General features: G+C 40.7%; 16 protein-coding genes and 1 riboswitch. All 16 genes read right to left on the reverse strand.

The features are described 5' to 3' along the window. Positions 1 to 80: 80 nt before the first annotated feature. Positions 81 to 2,234, reverse strand: a complete 2,154-nt coding sequence (locus OR571_RS11860) for a (Fe-S)-binding protein (RefSeq protein WP_282242998.1) — start codon at positions 2,232 to 2,234, stop codon at positions 81 to 83. Between the two features lie 330 nt (positions 2,235 to 2,564). Continuing rightward, positions 2,565 to 3,227, reverse strand: coding sequence for a hypothetical protein (locus tag OR571_RS11865; RefSeq protein WP_282242999.1), 663 nt, complete (start codon positions 3,225 to 3,227; stop codon positions 2,565 to 2,567). Next, positions 3,220 to 3,702: an ECF transporter S component gene (locus OR571_RS11870; protein WP_282243000.1), complete on the reverse strand. Its 483-nt coding sequence runs from the start codon at positions 3,700 to 3,702 to the stop codon at positions 3,220 to 3,222. Before OR571_RS11870 ends, OR571_RS11865 begins: the two co-directional genes overlap by 8 nt. A gap of 5 nt (positions 3,703 to 3,707) precedes the next feature. Next, entirely contained in the window at positions 3,708 to 4,298 is a 591-nt protein-coding gene (locus OR571_RS11875) for a cob(I)yrinic acid a,c-diamide adenosyltransferase (RefSeq protein WP_282243001.1), read from the reverse strand. Beyond that, a complete protein-coding gene (locus tag OR571_RS11880; RefSeq protein ID WP_282243002.1) occupies positions 4,295 to 4,684 on the reverse strand; it encodes a bifunctional adenosylcobinamide kinase/adenosylcobinamide-phosphate guanylyltransferase in 390 nt (129 codons plus the stop codon). The genes OR571_RS11875 and OR571_RS11880 overlap by 4 nt, the downstream gene beginning before the upstream one ends. Continuing rightward, entirely contained in the window at positions 4,636 to 5,235 is a 600-nt protein-coding gene (locus OR571_RS11885) for a histidine phosphatase family protein (protein ID WP_282243003.1), read from the reverse strand. The genes OR571_RS11880 and OR571_RS11885 overlap by 49 nt, the downstream gene beginning before the upstream one ends. After that, positions 5,205 to 5,993, reverse strand: a complete 789-nt coding sequence (cobS, locus tag OR571_RS11890; protein WP_282243004.1) for an adenosylcobinamide-GDP ribazoletransferase — start codon at positions 5,991 to 5,993, stop codon at positions 5,205 to 5,207. Before cobS ends, OR571_RS11885 begins: the two co-directional genes overlap by 31 nt. Continuing rightward, entirely contained in the window at positions 5,951 to 6,775 is an 825-nt protein-coding gene (locus tag OR571_RS11895; protein ID WP_282243005.1) for a cobyric acid synthase, read from the reverse strand. The genes cobS and OR571_RS11895 overlap by 43 nt, the downstream gene beginning before the upstream one ends. A 9-nt stretch (positions 6,776 to 6,784) precedes the next feature. After that, the gene (locus OR571_RS11900) at positions 6,785 to 7,315 is read right to left on the reverse strand and encodes a bifunctional adenosylcobinamide kinase/adenosylcobinamide-phosphate guanylyltransferase (RefSeq protein WP_282243006.1); all 531 of its coding nucleotides are present in this window, start codon (positions 7,313 to 7,315) and stop codon (positions 6,785 to 6,787) included. After that, entirely contained in the window at positions 7,288 to 8,364 is a 1,077-nt protein-coding gene (locus OR571_RS11905; protein WP_282243007.1) for a pyridoxal phosphate-dependent aminotransferase, read from the reverse strand. The genes OR571_RS11900 and OR571_RS11905 overlap by 28 nt, the downstream gene beginning before the upstream one ends. After that, on the reverse strand, positions 8,351 to 9,310 hold the full coding sequence (gene cbiB, locus OR571_RS11910) for an adenosylcobinamide-phosphate synthase CbiB (RefSeq protein ID WP_282243008.1): 960 nt from the start codon (positions 9,308 to 9,310) through the stop codon (positions 8,351 to 8,353). Before cbiB ends, OR571_RS11905 begins: the two co-directional genes overlap by 14 nt. A gap of 2 nt (positions 9,311 to 9,312) precedes the next feature. Further along, entirely contained in the window at positions 9,313 to 10,782 is a 1,470-nt protein-coding gene (locus OR571_RS11915) for an adenosylcobinamide amidohydrolase (protein WP_282243009.1), read from the reverse strand. A gap of 1 nt (position 10,783) precedes the next feature. Beyond that, a complete protein-coding gene (locus OR571_RS11920) occupies positions 10,784 to 11,767 on the reverse strand; it encodes a FecCD family ABC transporter permease (protein ID WP_282243156.1) in 984 nt (327 codons plus the stop codon). Positions 11,768 to 11,771: 4 nt separating this feature from the next. Next, entirely contained in the window at positions 11,772 to 12,749 is a 978-nt protein-coding gene (locus tag OR571_RS11925) for an ABC transporter substrate-binding protein (protein ID WP_282243010.1), read from the reverse strand. A 133-nt stretch (positions 12,750 to 12,882) separates the two neighbouring features. Next, a riboswitch (cobalamin riboswitch) is annotated at positions 12,883 to 13,022 on the reverse strand. Between the two features lie 505 nt (positions 13,023 to 13,527). Continuing rightward, a complete protein-coding gene (locus OR571_RS11930) occupies positions 13,528 to 14,781 on the reverse strand; it encodes an amidohydrolase (protein ID WP_282243011.1) in 1,254 nt (417 codons plus the stop codon). Continuing rightward, on the reverse strand, positions 14,778 to 16,016 hold the full coding sequence (locus tag OR571_RS11935) for an amidohydrolase (protein ID WP_282243012.1): 1,239 nt from the start codon (positions 16,014 to 16,016) through the stop codon (positions 14,778 to 14,780). The genes OR571_RS11930 and OR571_RS11935 overlap by 4 nt, the downstream gene beginning before the upstream one ends. Between the last annotated feature and the right edge of the window lie 39 nt (positions 16,017 to 16,055).

Below are 16,055 nucleotides of genomic sequence, written 5' to 3' on the forward strand. Positions count from 1 at the left end.
TTAGAAAAAGGGAGTATCAACTACTCCCTTTACTGTTACTTCTAGTTTACGAAACTGTTAAACTATTTGCAATATATTTATCAAACAATTGCTTCTTCTTTTTCTTCCTCTTCGGACGATGGAGTGAATTCACCAAAAATAGATTTCTCCAGTAATTCAGCAATATCGTATGTGCCAACGTTCTCTTCTACTTCTTTTGCTTTTGTACCATCTGATAACATCGTTAAGCAGTATGGGCAACCAGATGAAATAATCGTCGGATTCACTTCAAGCGCTTGTTCAGTTCGAGCAACGTTAATGCGATTTCCTACATGTTCTTCCATCCACATGAGCCCGCCACCTGCTCCACAGCACATGCCTGTTTCACGGTTACGATCCATTTCCACTAATTTCACACCAGGAATTGCTTTTAACACTTCTCGTGGTGCGTCATATACATCATTGTATCGACCTAAATAACAAGAGTCATGGAATGTAATCGTTTCTTCCACTGCGTATTGCGGTTTCAAACGTCCTGCTTTCACTAAGTCATACAGCATTTCTGTATGGTGCAGCACTTCCCCATTCCAACCAAAGTCGCTGTATTCATTTTTAAAGATATTATATGCATGCGGGTCAATAGTGACTATTTTTGTGACACCAGCTTTTTCAAACTCTGAAATATTCGATGTTGCTAGCTCTTGGAATAAAAATTCGTTTCCTAGACGACGTGGTGTGTCTCCAGAGTTCTTTTCTTTATTGCCAAGAATCGCAAATTTCACTCCAGCTTCGTTCATCAAATGTGCGAACGCTAAAGCGATTTTTTGGGAACGGTTATCGAATGATCCCATGGAGCCTACCCAGAATAAGTATTCAAATTCTTCCCCAGCTTTAGATACTTCTTTCACTGTTGGGATATGAATTTCTGGACGAGCATCTCTCCAATTTTCTTTTTCTTTACGGTTTAAGCCCCATGGATTTCCTTGACGCTCAATATTCGTCATCGCGCGTTGTGCATCTGGATCCATTTGACCTTCCGTCATTACTAAATAACGGCGAAGGTCGATAATTTTATCGACATGTTCATTCATAACTGGACATTGATCCTCACAGTTACGGCAAGTCGTACAAGCCCAAATTTCTTCTTCGGTAATAACGTCGCCAATTAGAGACGGGCTGTAGATATCTTCGATGATTGCACCTTCTGCACCAGCAGCCATTGCAAGTTGGTTACCTCTTGTTCCTTGGAAAGCAAGTGCCGGTACCCAAGGTTTAGCTTTTGTTTCTACAGCTCCAGTAAATGTTAAATGATCACGAAGCTTGGTGATTAAGTCCATTGGAGACAGCATTTTACCTGTTCCCGTTGCAGGACACATATTCGTACAACGACCACATTCTACACATGCATAGAAGTCGATCATTTGTGCTTGTGTAAACTCATGGATATTCCCAACACCAAACGATGGCATTTCTTCTTCGTCCGCCTCTTCATCCTCTTCTTCTTCGAAATTGATTGGACGTAATTTCCCAACATTATCTAAACGATGGAAGTAAACGTTTGCAGGACCAGTGATTAAATGGAAATGCTTCGATTGTGGTACGTAAACTAAGAATGTTAGTAAGAATAATAGGTGTACCCACCACATGGCATAGAAAATAGTGGTAGCAGCGGCAGTTGGCAATATTCCAAAAATTGTCGCTACAGATGATGCAATCGGCTCTGACCAAGTTGCTGCGTGATCATGCCAAATCATGCCCATACCGTTACCAACTAACACAGAAACCATTAATCCACCGATGAAAATAAGAACTAGTCCACTTTTCCATCCGCGTTTTAAACGAACTAACTTTTCAATATAGCGTCGGTAGAATGCCCAAACGACCGCTATTAAAATAACAAATGTCACAATTTCTTGGAAAAACGTAAACGCAGGATACAACGGACCTAATGGCAAATGCGAACCTGGCGCTAAACCTTTCCAAATAAAATCAATTGCCCCAAATTGAACAAGTAAAAACCCATAAAAGAACATGACATGAATCGCTCCACTTTTCTTATCCTTTAACAGCTTCTTTTGTCCAAACACATACACCCAAATTTTCTGGAGTCTTTCTTTCACATTATCTTCAAACTCCACTTTTTTCCCAAGTTTGATATATGCATATCTTGTTTTTAACAAATACGCGAACAAACCAATTGCATACAAAGTAACTGCGATAAACAGCACCCAGTTTGCGATTAACAATGGATTCATCTTAATCTCCCCCTTAAAGACGTAAAATGATGTTATGCATAGAATACCATTAGGCTAATAGATTAATAAAGAATTAATTTAATCTTAAAACTGAATGAGCATTCAGTCAACAGTTATTTATTGAAAATTTTTATTTTTAGATAATGGCTTACTCTATTTTAAGAGCCAATTGGACAGTGATATGTACCATTTTTACAGAAAATGGATAAGAGCAACCAATTTACTAAGCAAAGCAACAGAATCATATCGAAGAGCAATCAATTCGGCGGCCTCGAAAGCAATCACAACTTATAATAAAAGGCTATCTCTAAACGAGATAGCCTTTTCCGATTAATTTATTTTCTCAAAATACTGTCCAAAATGCAGTTTTGCTTCTTTCACTCCATCATTTGCAATGCCAAGTAGTACCGAAGTTGCTGGACCTGCCGATTTCTCTGTGTCCCATTCTTTTAACTCGCAAGATAAACCAAGTTGTTCGCATTCTCCTGTAATTCCAGATGAACCAACTGGCCAAACTCTCCGAACGAACCCGCTATTCAGACCGTCCAAAATTTTCTTCATGTCTGCAATTTTCTCAGACTCTGTCATTACTTCTTCACCGACACATGGTTTTCCGTACACATACCACGCATAATTTTCAGAACTCGTTATTTGTTTAGTGCCGATCATTGTTACAGCCATCGCTGATTGCAACGTTTCCATGTTGGATTCTGTGCTGCCAGTAATCTCGGGACACGGCTGATCTATTTCTCCAAATAATTTCTCCATCCCTGCTATATATTTATCCCAGCTTTTATTGCCAGAAAAATTATGTAGTACGATGGAAACTGGATATGCGCCGGCTGCCCACTGCTCAAACAGTGCAACTCTACCTGCAAAATAAGCAACGATTTCATCTGGTACTTGGACAATGTCCGCCTGTTTCTCACCGATTGCAGCTGAGTTATCGGTTGTTAATACAAGCCCATTTGGCAATAATACCGCGTTACGCATGCATTTTCACTCTTTCCATTACTCGCTCTAAGACTGGTGTAACAACTATCGCGATACCAGCGTTCAAAACCGTCGCGATTGTAATTCCCGGTAATGCAGTTGCAAAAAATGCAGGTGAAATAATCCAGTAAAACGGCAGTGTTGCAAGCACACTATTTGCAAAGATGAAAAATACCCATTTCCATACATTTCGGCCTGCTTGATGCAGCTTCGAGAACACGAATAAAATCAAAAACATTTCGATAGCGATAATTATATGCAGTGGCCCTAGAGGAAATCCAGCATATAAAGAAGATGATAGATGTCCAATTAAAGATGCAGCACCAGCGTAAACAGGTGGTAAAAATGCCGTAGAAATAAGTGCTGGCACTGTATCAAGTGCCGCACTCCCTATCCCAACTGGAATTTTAACGAATGCCCCTATCGCCGATAGAGCTGCAAACATTGCTGCAAGTGTAAGTAACCGAAGCTTCACTCTACTTACTCCCCCTCTTTTTTAACGCTTCCTACGTTCTTGAATACTTTTGCACTTCGAACATATTCTACATCTGAAACTTTCATCCGTGCATTAGCCACTCGTGCTGCCGCAAATAAATAGTCAGATAGTCGATTTAAATAGCGTTGTACAACTGTTGGTACATCTTCTTCTGCCTTTGTCAAAGTGACCACCTGTCGTTCTGCACGTCTCGTAACAGTGCGTGCTATATGAAGTGTTGCTGCTGCAGGTGTTCCGCCAGGCAAAATGAAGCGCTCCAACGCTGGGCTCTCATCCACTAGTACATCTATTCGTTTTTCCATTGCTTCAATTGGTTCGTCTGTCATTTTATATACGCGACGATTCGATACATTTGCAAGATCTCCGCCACAATCGAATAGCTCATGCTGAATAGTTTCTAGATCTTCTAGAATATCCGCAAATACAGCGGGATCTAGTTCCGTCACCGCTTTTCCGATAAATGAATTTAGCTCATCGATTGTTCCGTATGCTTCTACACGTATATTATCCTTATCTGTTCTTCCTCCGATTAAGCCTGTTTTCCCTTTGTCGCCAGTTTTTGTATAAATCTTCATCTCCACACATCTCCCTTTATTGTTTGTGCAATTCCATACCAAATACGTGTAACACTTTCCGCCTTTGTAAAAAGTTGTTGATAAAATCGACCGACGTCATCTCTTAATCTACGGGCAGTTGCTTCCATCGGTACAATTCCTCGACCAATTTCAGTTGCGATTACAATAACCTCGAATTTCATATTCCATCGCTCCAAGTGTTCGAGCCATTCTTCCAACTTTGTTTGTACCAAATTTTCTACCCCATAAACAACGACTACTTCTGTATTTGACAATAATACTGGAATATCCTCCTCGGCATTCATCCATTGCACGCTTCGTCCTTGAATCAAGTTCTCTACGTACGCACGTTTTCCATTAAATGCTCCACCGAAAATGACATGCATCGCTTTCCCTCCAGTACGTCTTTTTTACGTGTCCATTGCAACTCGTAGCTGCACCCATGTGGTACTTCCCATTCCCAAAAGCTTTTTTTAATAGGTGCAAATGTCATCAACAAAAAGCGAATGGGACCACCATGTGTAATAATAATGGGATGGTTTACTTCTTCCACTACTTCATAAAAAGCTTGCAATACGCGGTCTTCCATTTGTTCTAACGACTCTCCATTTGGAGGAGCAACTTCCCTTGGATTATCCAGCCAATCCCTATATAAAGTATCTTCTTTTAATTCATTATATGTTTTTTGCTCCCAATCACCAAAGGAGCATTCCCTGAAATTTGCATTTTCCTTATAAGAAATTCCCCTAAATACTTTCGCTGCAGTTTGTTTACATCGCATTAAATCACTGCCAATCACTTGTTTGGTTGTACTAGATAGTTTTTTCGTTAGGATGTCATCTATGATCGGTTCATCGGTCCAACCGATGTATTTTTTATCGCGATTGCCTAGCGTTGGAAGATGCCTTACGAGAGTAACAGTAAAAGCGTCAGCCATAATACCACCTCCGAAACTTCTACACTCGCTCCAAGCAAATCACCTGTAACCCCGCCGAAATTCCTAAGAGCCCAATTGCGAAATAAACAAATAAAACCAAACAACACAACTGCTACTGTAACCGCAATAAGCCAATCCGTCAGCATTCCTAAAACAGCAAGACCCAGTAAAAAGTGACATACAGCTGAAAACAACACAGCCCTCTCATTCATTTTTTGCTTGAAAAAATGAGCGAGTCCACTCGTTTTCGCATTATTTGTGCAAGAGAATAAAACGACAAGTACCACCCTAGAAAAATAAGGGATCAGTATGAGTAAAATCCAATGAAAAGATGTTGCCGCAAGTACTTCCGATACTATAATAACTTTGCCAACGACCAGCAAAACAACAGCCATTACACCAAATGCACCGACTCGCGGATCATCTAATATTTCAAATCGCTTCATACGGTCTTTATAAGAAAAAAATGCATCCGATGTATCGATAAACCCGTCCATATGAAGTCCTCCAGAAAACAAAATGCCAAGCAGTACAATACTAAATCCAGTCATTAATGGACTCCATTGGGCGTAAAGCACGATACAGGCAATGGCTCCGATTACAGCACCTAACCAAGGAAAAATACTATACATCCCCGTAATCTGGCGTCTTTCCATCGGTAAATTTTTGTTCATCGGTATTATAGTGAAAAATTGAAGTGCTAGTAACAAGCTATTCACTTTTGCACCCCATTTAATATGGAGATAATCTTTTCCCATTTTACATGTTTTTTGAAATGGTTTGCCCATTCGTCTATTTGTTCATCAGATGCATTCCCGCCATTTTTCGCTTCGCCGTCTTCTTCCTCTAGTTCATTAGGAAAATAAGGAACGATTCCAATCACATCGATTCCCGTATATGACTCGATAAAATCTATTCCGTCTTGAAATAAGGAAGCATCCCCTCTAAACTTATTGATAATGATTCCTTTTACTCGTGCTCTTTGCGTTTCTGGTAACAGTGCAAGCGTACCGACGATAGATGCAAATACTCCCCCATACTCAATATTTGCTACTAATAAAACTGGGACATCTGCTAAATCAGCTATCCGCATATTTACTAATTCTCGTTCTCTTAAATTCACTTCTACAGGGCTACCGGCCCCTTCTAAAATTAAATATTCATAAGAGGTGGAAAGCTTCTTCAAGCTATTTTTTATCAATAGTTGACCTTCTTCAAAAAACTGCTCCCGGTAATGCATTCCATTCATTTTATTCAGCTTTTCCCCTAAAATAATGATGTCCGATTCCATATTTCCAACTGGTTTTAGCAATATGGGGTTCATTTCTGCTCTATAAGCGGTTTTTGCGGCTCTTGCTTGTAAGGATTGCGAAACACTTATTTCCAAGCCTTCCTCTGTTCGGATACTTAAAGACGACATATTTTGTGATTTAAATGGAGCCACTCGCTTTCCTTCATTTGCTAGGAGCCTGCAAATCGCTGTACATACTAAGCTTTTCCCTACGCTAGAAGCGGTCCCTTGCACCATTAAGCCTTTCATCTGCATCCCTCACTTCCACTGATGACCGATGCCATACTCCATTTCGAAGGCATGATCTGCTTTTGCTACAAGCTTTTGATGGAGTCGACCAATCCACTCTTGATAGAGAGCTGTATATTCATATTTTGATACTGGTTCATCCAGCACTTCATTTGAAACAATAACAAGCACCTGTACTATTTCTAATAGCTTTTCCATTGTCGTAAATAATCGCTTTTCTACTTCTTCCATTTGGCCTTCGTACAGCTCATTTGCAAGCCATGTCGTGACACAATCCCAAAGGATGGCATCTCCTTCTTCAATTTGTGGAAGGATCCGCTCCAAATGTCGTGGCTGCTCAATTGTCACCCATTCGACTGGGTAATTTAGACGATCGTCTTGGTGTCTGGTAATACGTGCTTTCATTTCCTCGTCGACTGCAATACCAGAAGCAATATACACATTTCGTTTTGCTTGCTCGTTCATGACAAGTTTTTCAGCGAAGCTACTTTTTCCGCTCCGCACTCCCCCTGTTATGAAGACAAGTTTTCCTCGAACCATGTGGTCATCTCCCTTTGCAAATACTCCATTTGTGCCTTTACCTTCATGCCAACACGAAACCACTTTCCATCCAAACCTTTAAAGTTTTCTGTATGGCGAAGGACACACCCTTTTGCCAATAAATACTCGAAAAATTCCTTCGAACTTGAAGGTGCGGGCAGTTGGAAACAGAGGAAATTAGTTGTGGACGGCAATACAATGCAATTCCACTTTTCTAGGAAATCGGTAAAGCCCTCCCGCATTTCTTTTGCAAAAGTGATTACTTGCATTCGGTACGCTTCTTCCTGCAAACAATTAGCTCCGATCGTTGTAGCAATCGCATTACTATTCCAATGTGACAACCGGGAGCGGATATCTTTTATGAACGCTTCGCTTCCTACTGCATATCCAAGACGTAAACCTGGGATCGCATACATTTTCGTCATCGAACGCACCACCATCACGTTCGGAAAATCCTTCAAATACGGAATAAAGGATTCTTTTTCATCAATAAAGTCGAGAAATGCTTCGTCTAAAATCACTTCACATTTATATCTTTTTGCGTAGCGTGCAATTTGGATAATTTCCTCTAAAGGTATTAAATAGCCGGTTGGATTGTTTGGTCTGCAAATATAGATGGCCTCTGCAAACTCAATTTCATCGAACACTTCCTCTAAAGGAAGCTGTCCTGTTGCAATTATTTCTTTTATGTATACATGATAAGGAGCAAGTGTCGCCGCATATTCTGAAAAAGTTGGATGAATCAAGACGACACGCTTGTTTTCATATCGTTTTGCAATGCTTGCAAATAGTTCTGCTGCTCCGTTTCCAACGATGATGTTACTAACGGATACGTCGTGATACTTAGCGGCTGCAGATAAAAAAGGCTCTCCAGTCGGATCTGGATATTTTGTGATTAACTCCGCATATGAAGACCATTTTTCCATTACGAAAGCTGGCGGGCCTAATGGGTTTACATTTTCACTAAAATCCATTATTTTTTCTGGCATCTCGATTCCTAGCCGTTCATATACGTGATGTGCATTTGCTCCATGATTAGGTAATGCCATATAAAATTCCTCCAATGACCATCATCCAAAGCCAAAATAGAAATACCGCTGTATTCAAATGCGAGATGGTACTTAATATATGGTTTGGTGATAAAGGGACCTCTCCAATTCCCATGCGGGCACGATTTGAAATGATTCCTTTATATGTATTCATTCCCCCAAGTTGAATGCCTAGCTGGTAAGCAGTTGCTGCTTCTAAATAACCACTATTTGGGCTTGGATGTTTTTTCGCATCAAGCCACCAGCCTTTCATACGCTTGTTAAAAGGCAACTTACTTTCTTTTTTACCCCACAGCATAATAAGATAGCCCGTCAAACGACTTGGTATAAAGTTTGCTATATCATCCAGCTTTGCAGCAGCGTATCCGAACTCTTTGTACTGCTCGTTTTTATAACCAACCATCGAATCGAGTGTATTGATCGCTTTATAAACCCAAAGCCCAGGAGCACCTGCAAACAAGAATGCATAAAAAAGTGGAGCCGTAATTCCATCACTAATATTCTCGGAAACTGTTTCCACGACACCTCGTGTAATTTCTTGTTCACCTAACGTTTCTGTATCTCTTCCGACGATCCACGATAGCTTTTGTCTAGCAGCAGGTAAATCATTTGCAACTAGCGGTTTATATACATCCATCGCTGCTTCTCTTAAGCTTTTTTGGGCTAATCCTGAAGCAATTAAAATACTTTCCACTATAATTCCAACCCACATATGAATGGAATACGCACTTACTAAAAGTGCAATCGTGACAGAAAAGGTAATGCCTACTACGATAAAAACGAGTAGAAACCCTTTTGCTTTCTTCGACCTTCCTTTATTCAACCAAGTGGTTAGCTTTGAAATGAGCGTACCAATAAATCGAACGGGATGCGGCCAATTCGGCGGATCTCCGATTATTCTATCGAGCAAGAGCGCTATTGCAATTGCGATTATATGAGGACCCATTTCTATTCCCAGCCTTTTGCTTTTTTGTAAGTTTGGATTGCCTCTACTGTGCATTCATAGACACCAAGCCCAATTTTTTTTCCTACTTCCGTAATTGGGCCTGCATATGGAATATGCGCTCCTTGTTGTGTTGCTGCGACGAGCACGCTATCTGTCGAGGTTCCAGTCGCAATCGTGCCAGTGCGTGGATCCTTAACTTGTTCGTAGGCTAGTGCTTTTGTTTTCGCTTCGGTTGCAGTAATGACCGCTTGTATAAAGGCTTCCTCTGCTAGTTCCCCGTTTATGATGATCCATGTGTTAATTGTACCGATAGCGGGCATTGCTTCGACTTCATAAGCTTTTGCCACATCTACTGCATTTCCAACTCCTGCAGTCACCATAATAATGACGGAGCCAAAATCTCCATCGTATTGTTTAATGACCGCATCTTTTGTATAAACAGCAGTCATCATTCCTACTGTTTCCGTTTCAGAATACCCGCGATTGGTGAGGAATTGTTGCATTTCTGTTTGGGCGTTATCAATATTATAGTGGGCATCTACTCTTCGATTCACGAACGTTCGATACCAGCCAGTCCCCGCATTTATGACTGCGGATGACCAAGTTTTTAATTGGTGTTCTGCTTGAAATACAACTAACTCCTCTGTCACTTGAAAGTTTTCAATTGTAATGAGTTTCTCCTCACGCCACTCTTTTATATCTGGTAGTATCGTGATTTGAGGTTTTGGACGCTCTGGATGCGGATTTGTGCTAATTCTGGCTTTATATACCGTTTCAATTTGTTCTTTCATAACAACTTCATGCGGTTCTCCAATGACTTTTACTTCTCCTTGATCCATTAATAGGAGCCGGTCACAGTAAAGAGATGCAAGATTGATATCATGAAATATACTGATGATGGTCATCCCGTTTTCATTTGCTTGCGTTTTAATCGTATCTAGCAATTGTTTTTGATGTGCAATATCCAAATGATTTGTTGGCTCATCCAGTAGCAGGATTGGAGCTTGTTGTGCGAGTGCTTGTGCGACAAATACACGCTGTTGCTCCCCACCGGACAATAGATCTAACATATGATGCTCGTATTTTTCTATCCCCATTTGCTTCATCGCCAAGTTTACGGCTGCTTCATCCTTATTTGACCACGAAGCAAACAAACCACTCTGATGAGGGTAGCGACCAAGCGCAATCGTATCTCTCACCGTATGAGAAAATGCGTGACTATGTAGTTGTGGAAGAACCGCCATTTTTTTCGCTAGCTCTTTCGACGAATAAGCATGTAGGGATTTACCATCTATTAATACATCTCCAGATTCCTTATGCAGTATGCCACTGATTACTTTCAACAGTGTGGACTTCCCGCTCCCGTTTGGTCCAAGAATTCCGAGCATCTCTCCTTTTTCAACATGAAAGGAGACATTTTTAACGATCAATTGACGGTTATAACCACCTGAAACATTTTCTACTTGCAACATATTAAATGCCTCCTTTTTTTCGTTGTCTAAAGAAAATAAATGCAAACACCGGTGCACCGATAAATGCTGTAATAACACCAATCGGCAGCTCAGTAGGCGCAATAATCGTACGAGACACTAAATCACAGATGATCAATAACGCCGCCCCGTTTATAAAGCTAAGCGGTAATACATGCCGATTATCCGAGCCAAATAAAAGCCTTGTCATATGCGGAACGACAAGTCCTACAAATCCAATCGTTCCAGATACTGCAACTGCTGTGCCAGTAAGCATTGATCCACCGATCAAAATCATCATTTTTCTCTTTTTCACATTTACCCCTAAATGCTGTGCTCGCTCTTCCCCAAACAGCATCGCATTTAGCTCTCTTCTGTTTAACCATAATAACAGCGTACCAATGAGCACAAAAGGGAAAGCCATTTGCACAAAACTCCAGCCGCGCATCGACACACTACCGAGAAGCCAACTAATAATTTGGCGTAACTCTTCGCCAGTGAGTGCAATCATTAGTGAAATAACGGAACCTAAAAAAGAACTAAAAATAATACCCGTTAAAATAATTGTTTCCATTTTCATCGCACGATCGACTAGCTTTGCAAAAGAAATAACTAGAAACATCGTCACTAATGCACCGATCATACTGAAAACCGGCAACGTGAATATCCCTAAAAATGGTACCGAAATACCGAAAAAGAGCGTAGTCACGGCACCTACCGAGGCACCGGACGACACTCCTAACGTATAAGGATCGGCAAGCGGATTTTTTAACAATCCTTGAAACGCAGCGCCTGCAATAGCTAGTGATGCACCAACTAGCCCTGCAAGTACAACACGCGGCATGCGAATTTTCCAAACAATATTCGATGCGATTGCATCTGCTCCCGTATCCCATAATGTGCTGATCGGTACCTTAACGGATCCGACCGATACACCTAGCCAAATTGCAACAAGTAGTGCTGCAATCGACAAGATGTAGCCGATCATGGCTTTACTCACTAAATGCCTCTGGGTAAATTGCTTTCGCGATTTCTTCTAACCCATCTGCAAGACGCGGACCTGTACGACTTGTTAAGTTTTCATCCACTTGTACTACTGCATCATTTTGAACCGCAGTAATCGTATCGAAGCCTTCACGCGCTTTGACGCTATCTACAATTCCATCTACATAGCTATACATAACGATAATCACGTCTGGATTACGGCTAACAATTTCTTCCGGTGAAATCATAAACCAGCCTTCTTGATCTGCTGCAATATTTTCTGCATTCACCATATCTAAAATTTCTTGCATGAACGTTCCTTTACCAGGTGTATAAATTTCCGGTACATCCGAAGTTTCTACAAATACTGTTTTCTTCGTTTCTACTTTTGCTACTTTTTCTTTTACTTCTTCTACTTTTACTTTCATATCTTCTACAATTTTTTGTGCTTCTTCTAATTTACCTGTAGCACGACCAATTTGTTCGATTGTTGTATATGTTTCATTGAAATCAGCTGCATTTTTCACAACGAATACTTTCACACCAGCATCGCGGAGTTGTTGTAAACCAGCTTCGCCCATTCCTAACATAGACTCATGCGCAAATACGATTTCTGGATTCATCGATAAGATTTTCTCTACGTTGAATTCCTGTCCACCAATTTTCTCTTTTTCTAGCGCTTCTTCTGGATAGTTGTCATAGTCATTTACACCAACGATTTCCTCATTTAATCCAAGTGCAAATAAAATTTCCGTATTACTTGGAATCATGGAAACGATTGTTTTTGGAGCTTCTTCTAAGGTTATTTCATTGCCAACCGCATCCGTCATTGTTATCGGAAATGCAGCTTCATCTACCTCTGCTGGTTGTTCTTGTTGTTGTACATTGTCGTTATTTTCTACTGGTGTTTCTTCTTTTTGGCCACATCCTACTAAAAGCAATACTGCTAAAGCGGTTGTCATCCATAATTGCCATAATTTCTTCATGTTACTTTCCCCCATTTTCTTCTGTGCAAATAAAAAACTCTCGTCCAATGAACGAGAGATAGAATAGGTATAAATCTGCAAGGTTTTCCATAAGCCAAGCCGACTCACACGTTACCTATCCTCGTAGGCATTAAAGTGTTTACACATAAAGGCAGGTTTTCTGACTCATGATAGCGGACTATCACACACAGTGGCGGGACCGTGCTGGATTTAAACCAACTTCCCTTTTAACTTACTAGTTTCATAGCAAGCACCTTTATGTTCAAAATATTTTGTATGCATCGACTTCATTATACATGAAATGATAGTGTTGTCGACAGGGACTTTTAGAGAATAGGTAATTGTCGAATTTTTTGGAGAGTGCGTTTGGCTAGACAATTTGCTACACCCTTACCGTGGAAATTTTTGAGAATCAGGCGAGTTACTACTTCACTTCCCTGATTCTCTTTTCAGTAATTGTATGGTGAATATCGTAGATAAAGACAAGTTTTCAACCTTGTATCCATTGAATACAATACATAAAAAAGCATGGACAAATTGTGTGTCCATGCTTTCATCCTACTTAATACTGAAACAAAGCATTATTTGACTGTGCTGTTTAGTAGATTGGCGCTGCATTTCGGTCTGGTCCAGCTCTATAAAGAATCTGCATGCCTTTTGTAAAATCACTTGCTGCCACCGCAAAAGTTGCCGGTAATTCTACTTAGTTGGTACTATTTGAATCTACGCAAATTGCAAGAAATTTCAACAAATCATTTCGTCAAATTGAGTAATGGCCTCAAACAGTTCGTGCATGAATTGAGTTTTCTGCATTCCAACTCACTTCTCCATATGTCTGATTGCCTTTATAGAAGATGGCTTCAGTTTTAGATGTTCGAGCTACAGCCTCTGCGCTAGAGGTAGCGTTGACGAATACAAACGTTGCTTCATCTCCTACTTTTGGCCATTGCTGTTCTCCCGAAGTAGATAAAGGGGTAACCCCACCTGTAATAAACTTTAAATTACGTGCTAATTGATCTTCTTGAGCCTGGCGATAGACAAGACTATATTTCGTTGATTTTTCAAGTAAACTCCCTGTTCCAAAGGAGGACCAGGAATCATAGAATCCATCGCAACCAAAATGTACCTTTACACCTGAATGATCTAATAAATCAATTGGGGGAATTGAACGAGTTAAAGGTACGGTAGACATAATTGCAGTTTCTGTCTGTACAAGTTCTTCGATCAATGTACGTTGCTGAACTTCCGGAATACTACCCAATGCAAAAGCATGGCTGACAGCTGTTCGACCTTCCCACCCCTGACTCCGAACAATCTCTAAGAGTTTAGATATTGTATATGCACCTATATGTCCTTCATCATGCAAGTGAATATCAACATCCGCATTGTATCGCTCTGCAAGTTGCATCATCGTGCGCAGTGAAGTTTCAATTTTCCCATCAATGCCTGCAGGGTCTAATCCACCGATATGGGTAGCACCTTCAAGCATAGCCTCATGCATTAGTTCAACGACTCCTGTGTTTAACATCCCATGTTGCGGAAAAGCAACGATTTCATAACTCAATTTATCCTTGGATTCCTCTAACGCTTCTCGAACTGAAATCAAATTCTGGAGACCGATGTACGGGTCAATATTTACATGTGTCCGAATATGCGTTGCGCCTTGTGAAGCAAGCAGATCGATCATCGCCAATGCACGTTGCTTTCCTGTCTGTGCTAGCTCCGCAAGTTCGACTGCCTCCAATCTCAGGCGTTCTTTTAAATTTGCAGCTGGCTGAATTGATTTCCAGTCCAACGATAGGTATGTTTTGTCCAAATGATTGTGCATTTCCCTAAATCCGGGCATTAATAACAAACCATTCATCGATTGAGATCGAACATCAGTCGGGAGAGGAACTTCGACAGGTTGAACAGACTGTATTTTCCCTTCAACTATCTCAATGGAAACAAGTTCTGTAATGGTATACAGTGTTCCATTTGCATCTGTTTTTCGTCCAGTCTCAATCTTCACATCGGTTAACCAAAACGTCATGAATGAACGCCTTCTTCCACAACTTGTTTAGGAACAAATATATTTCCCTTCCCATACACAGCGCGAATTGGTTTTCGTCTTGCAATCGCTTCTGCACTGCAGGTAGCGTCAACCAATAAAAATGAAGCATCATCTCCCGCCTTTGGCCATTGTAGGTCTCCAGTTGGTGATAGTGGTGTCACCCCACCTGTAGCGAAACGAAGTAATTGGCTTAGACCAATTTCATCACTAATACGAAAACGCTCTCCCAATAATGCTAATTTCTGAATGGTATCCCCTGTTCCAAATGGAGACCAGTGATCTGTAATACTGTCATGTCCAACTGAAACCGGAACATTGTTTTCCCAGAGGTAGGGAATAGGTATAGTCGGTCGATTGACAGGTACTGTAGTCGTTACATCAATACCAACCTCTGCAAGTCTTTCGGTTACTATCTGTAATCGTGGATCGACAAGATCTCCGAGAGCCAAAGCATGGCTGATAGTTACCTTGCCCTGCTTTCCTGATGCCTCTGTCAGTTCTGCAATTTGTTCCATTTGAAAGGTTCCAAGGGAATCTGGATCATGTAAGTGAATATCAATCGGTGCATCAAATTCCTGTGCAATTGAGAAGACAGTTTCTAAGCTTTTTTCGATGTTACGGTCAACAGTTGCTGGATCGACACCCCCAACATGCGTTGCTCCATTCGCCATTGCTTGACGAACAAGTTCGACTGAATCACTGCGTAATAGTCCGTGTTGTGGGAAAGCTACAATTTCATAGGTGATCAAGTCTTTATAGGCTTCTAGTGCTCTGACTGTAGCTTTCAAATTCTCAATTCCAACGACTGGGTCGATATTACAATGTGTACGTATGTGTGTATGTCCATTCTGAATCAACAATTCGAGCATTTTCTTTGCACGCTCTTCCACCGTTGGCAATTGGTCTTTTAACACCTTTTGTTCTTCTTCAATTCGAGTAAATATTCCATTAATTGCTGGTCTGACTGCCTTCCAAGGTCCCCCGTAGTATGTTTTATCAATGTGAATGTGCATCTCACGGAATGCAGGAATCATCAACGCCCCATTTGCATCTATCATTTCACTTTCAGATGGAGGTGCTTCTGTTGTGACATTGGCAATTTCCCCTTTTTCAATTTGAATATTCACTAGTTCTGTCAATGTTTTAGCGACTGTATTTTCAGGCTTTTCGTATCCTTTTTCAATTCGAACGTTTGTAATCCAATAATTATTCATTTATTTCTTCCTCCTTTAATAGTCAGTGGCAATACCTTG

It is taken from the genome of Psychrobacillus sp. NEAU-3TGS, assembly GCF_029955155.1.
In the GTDB taxonomy this organism is placed as follows: Bacteria; Bacillota; Bacilli; order Bacillales_A; family Planococcaceae; genus Psychrobacillus.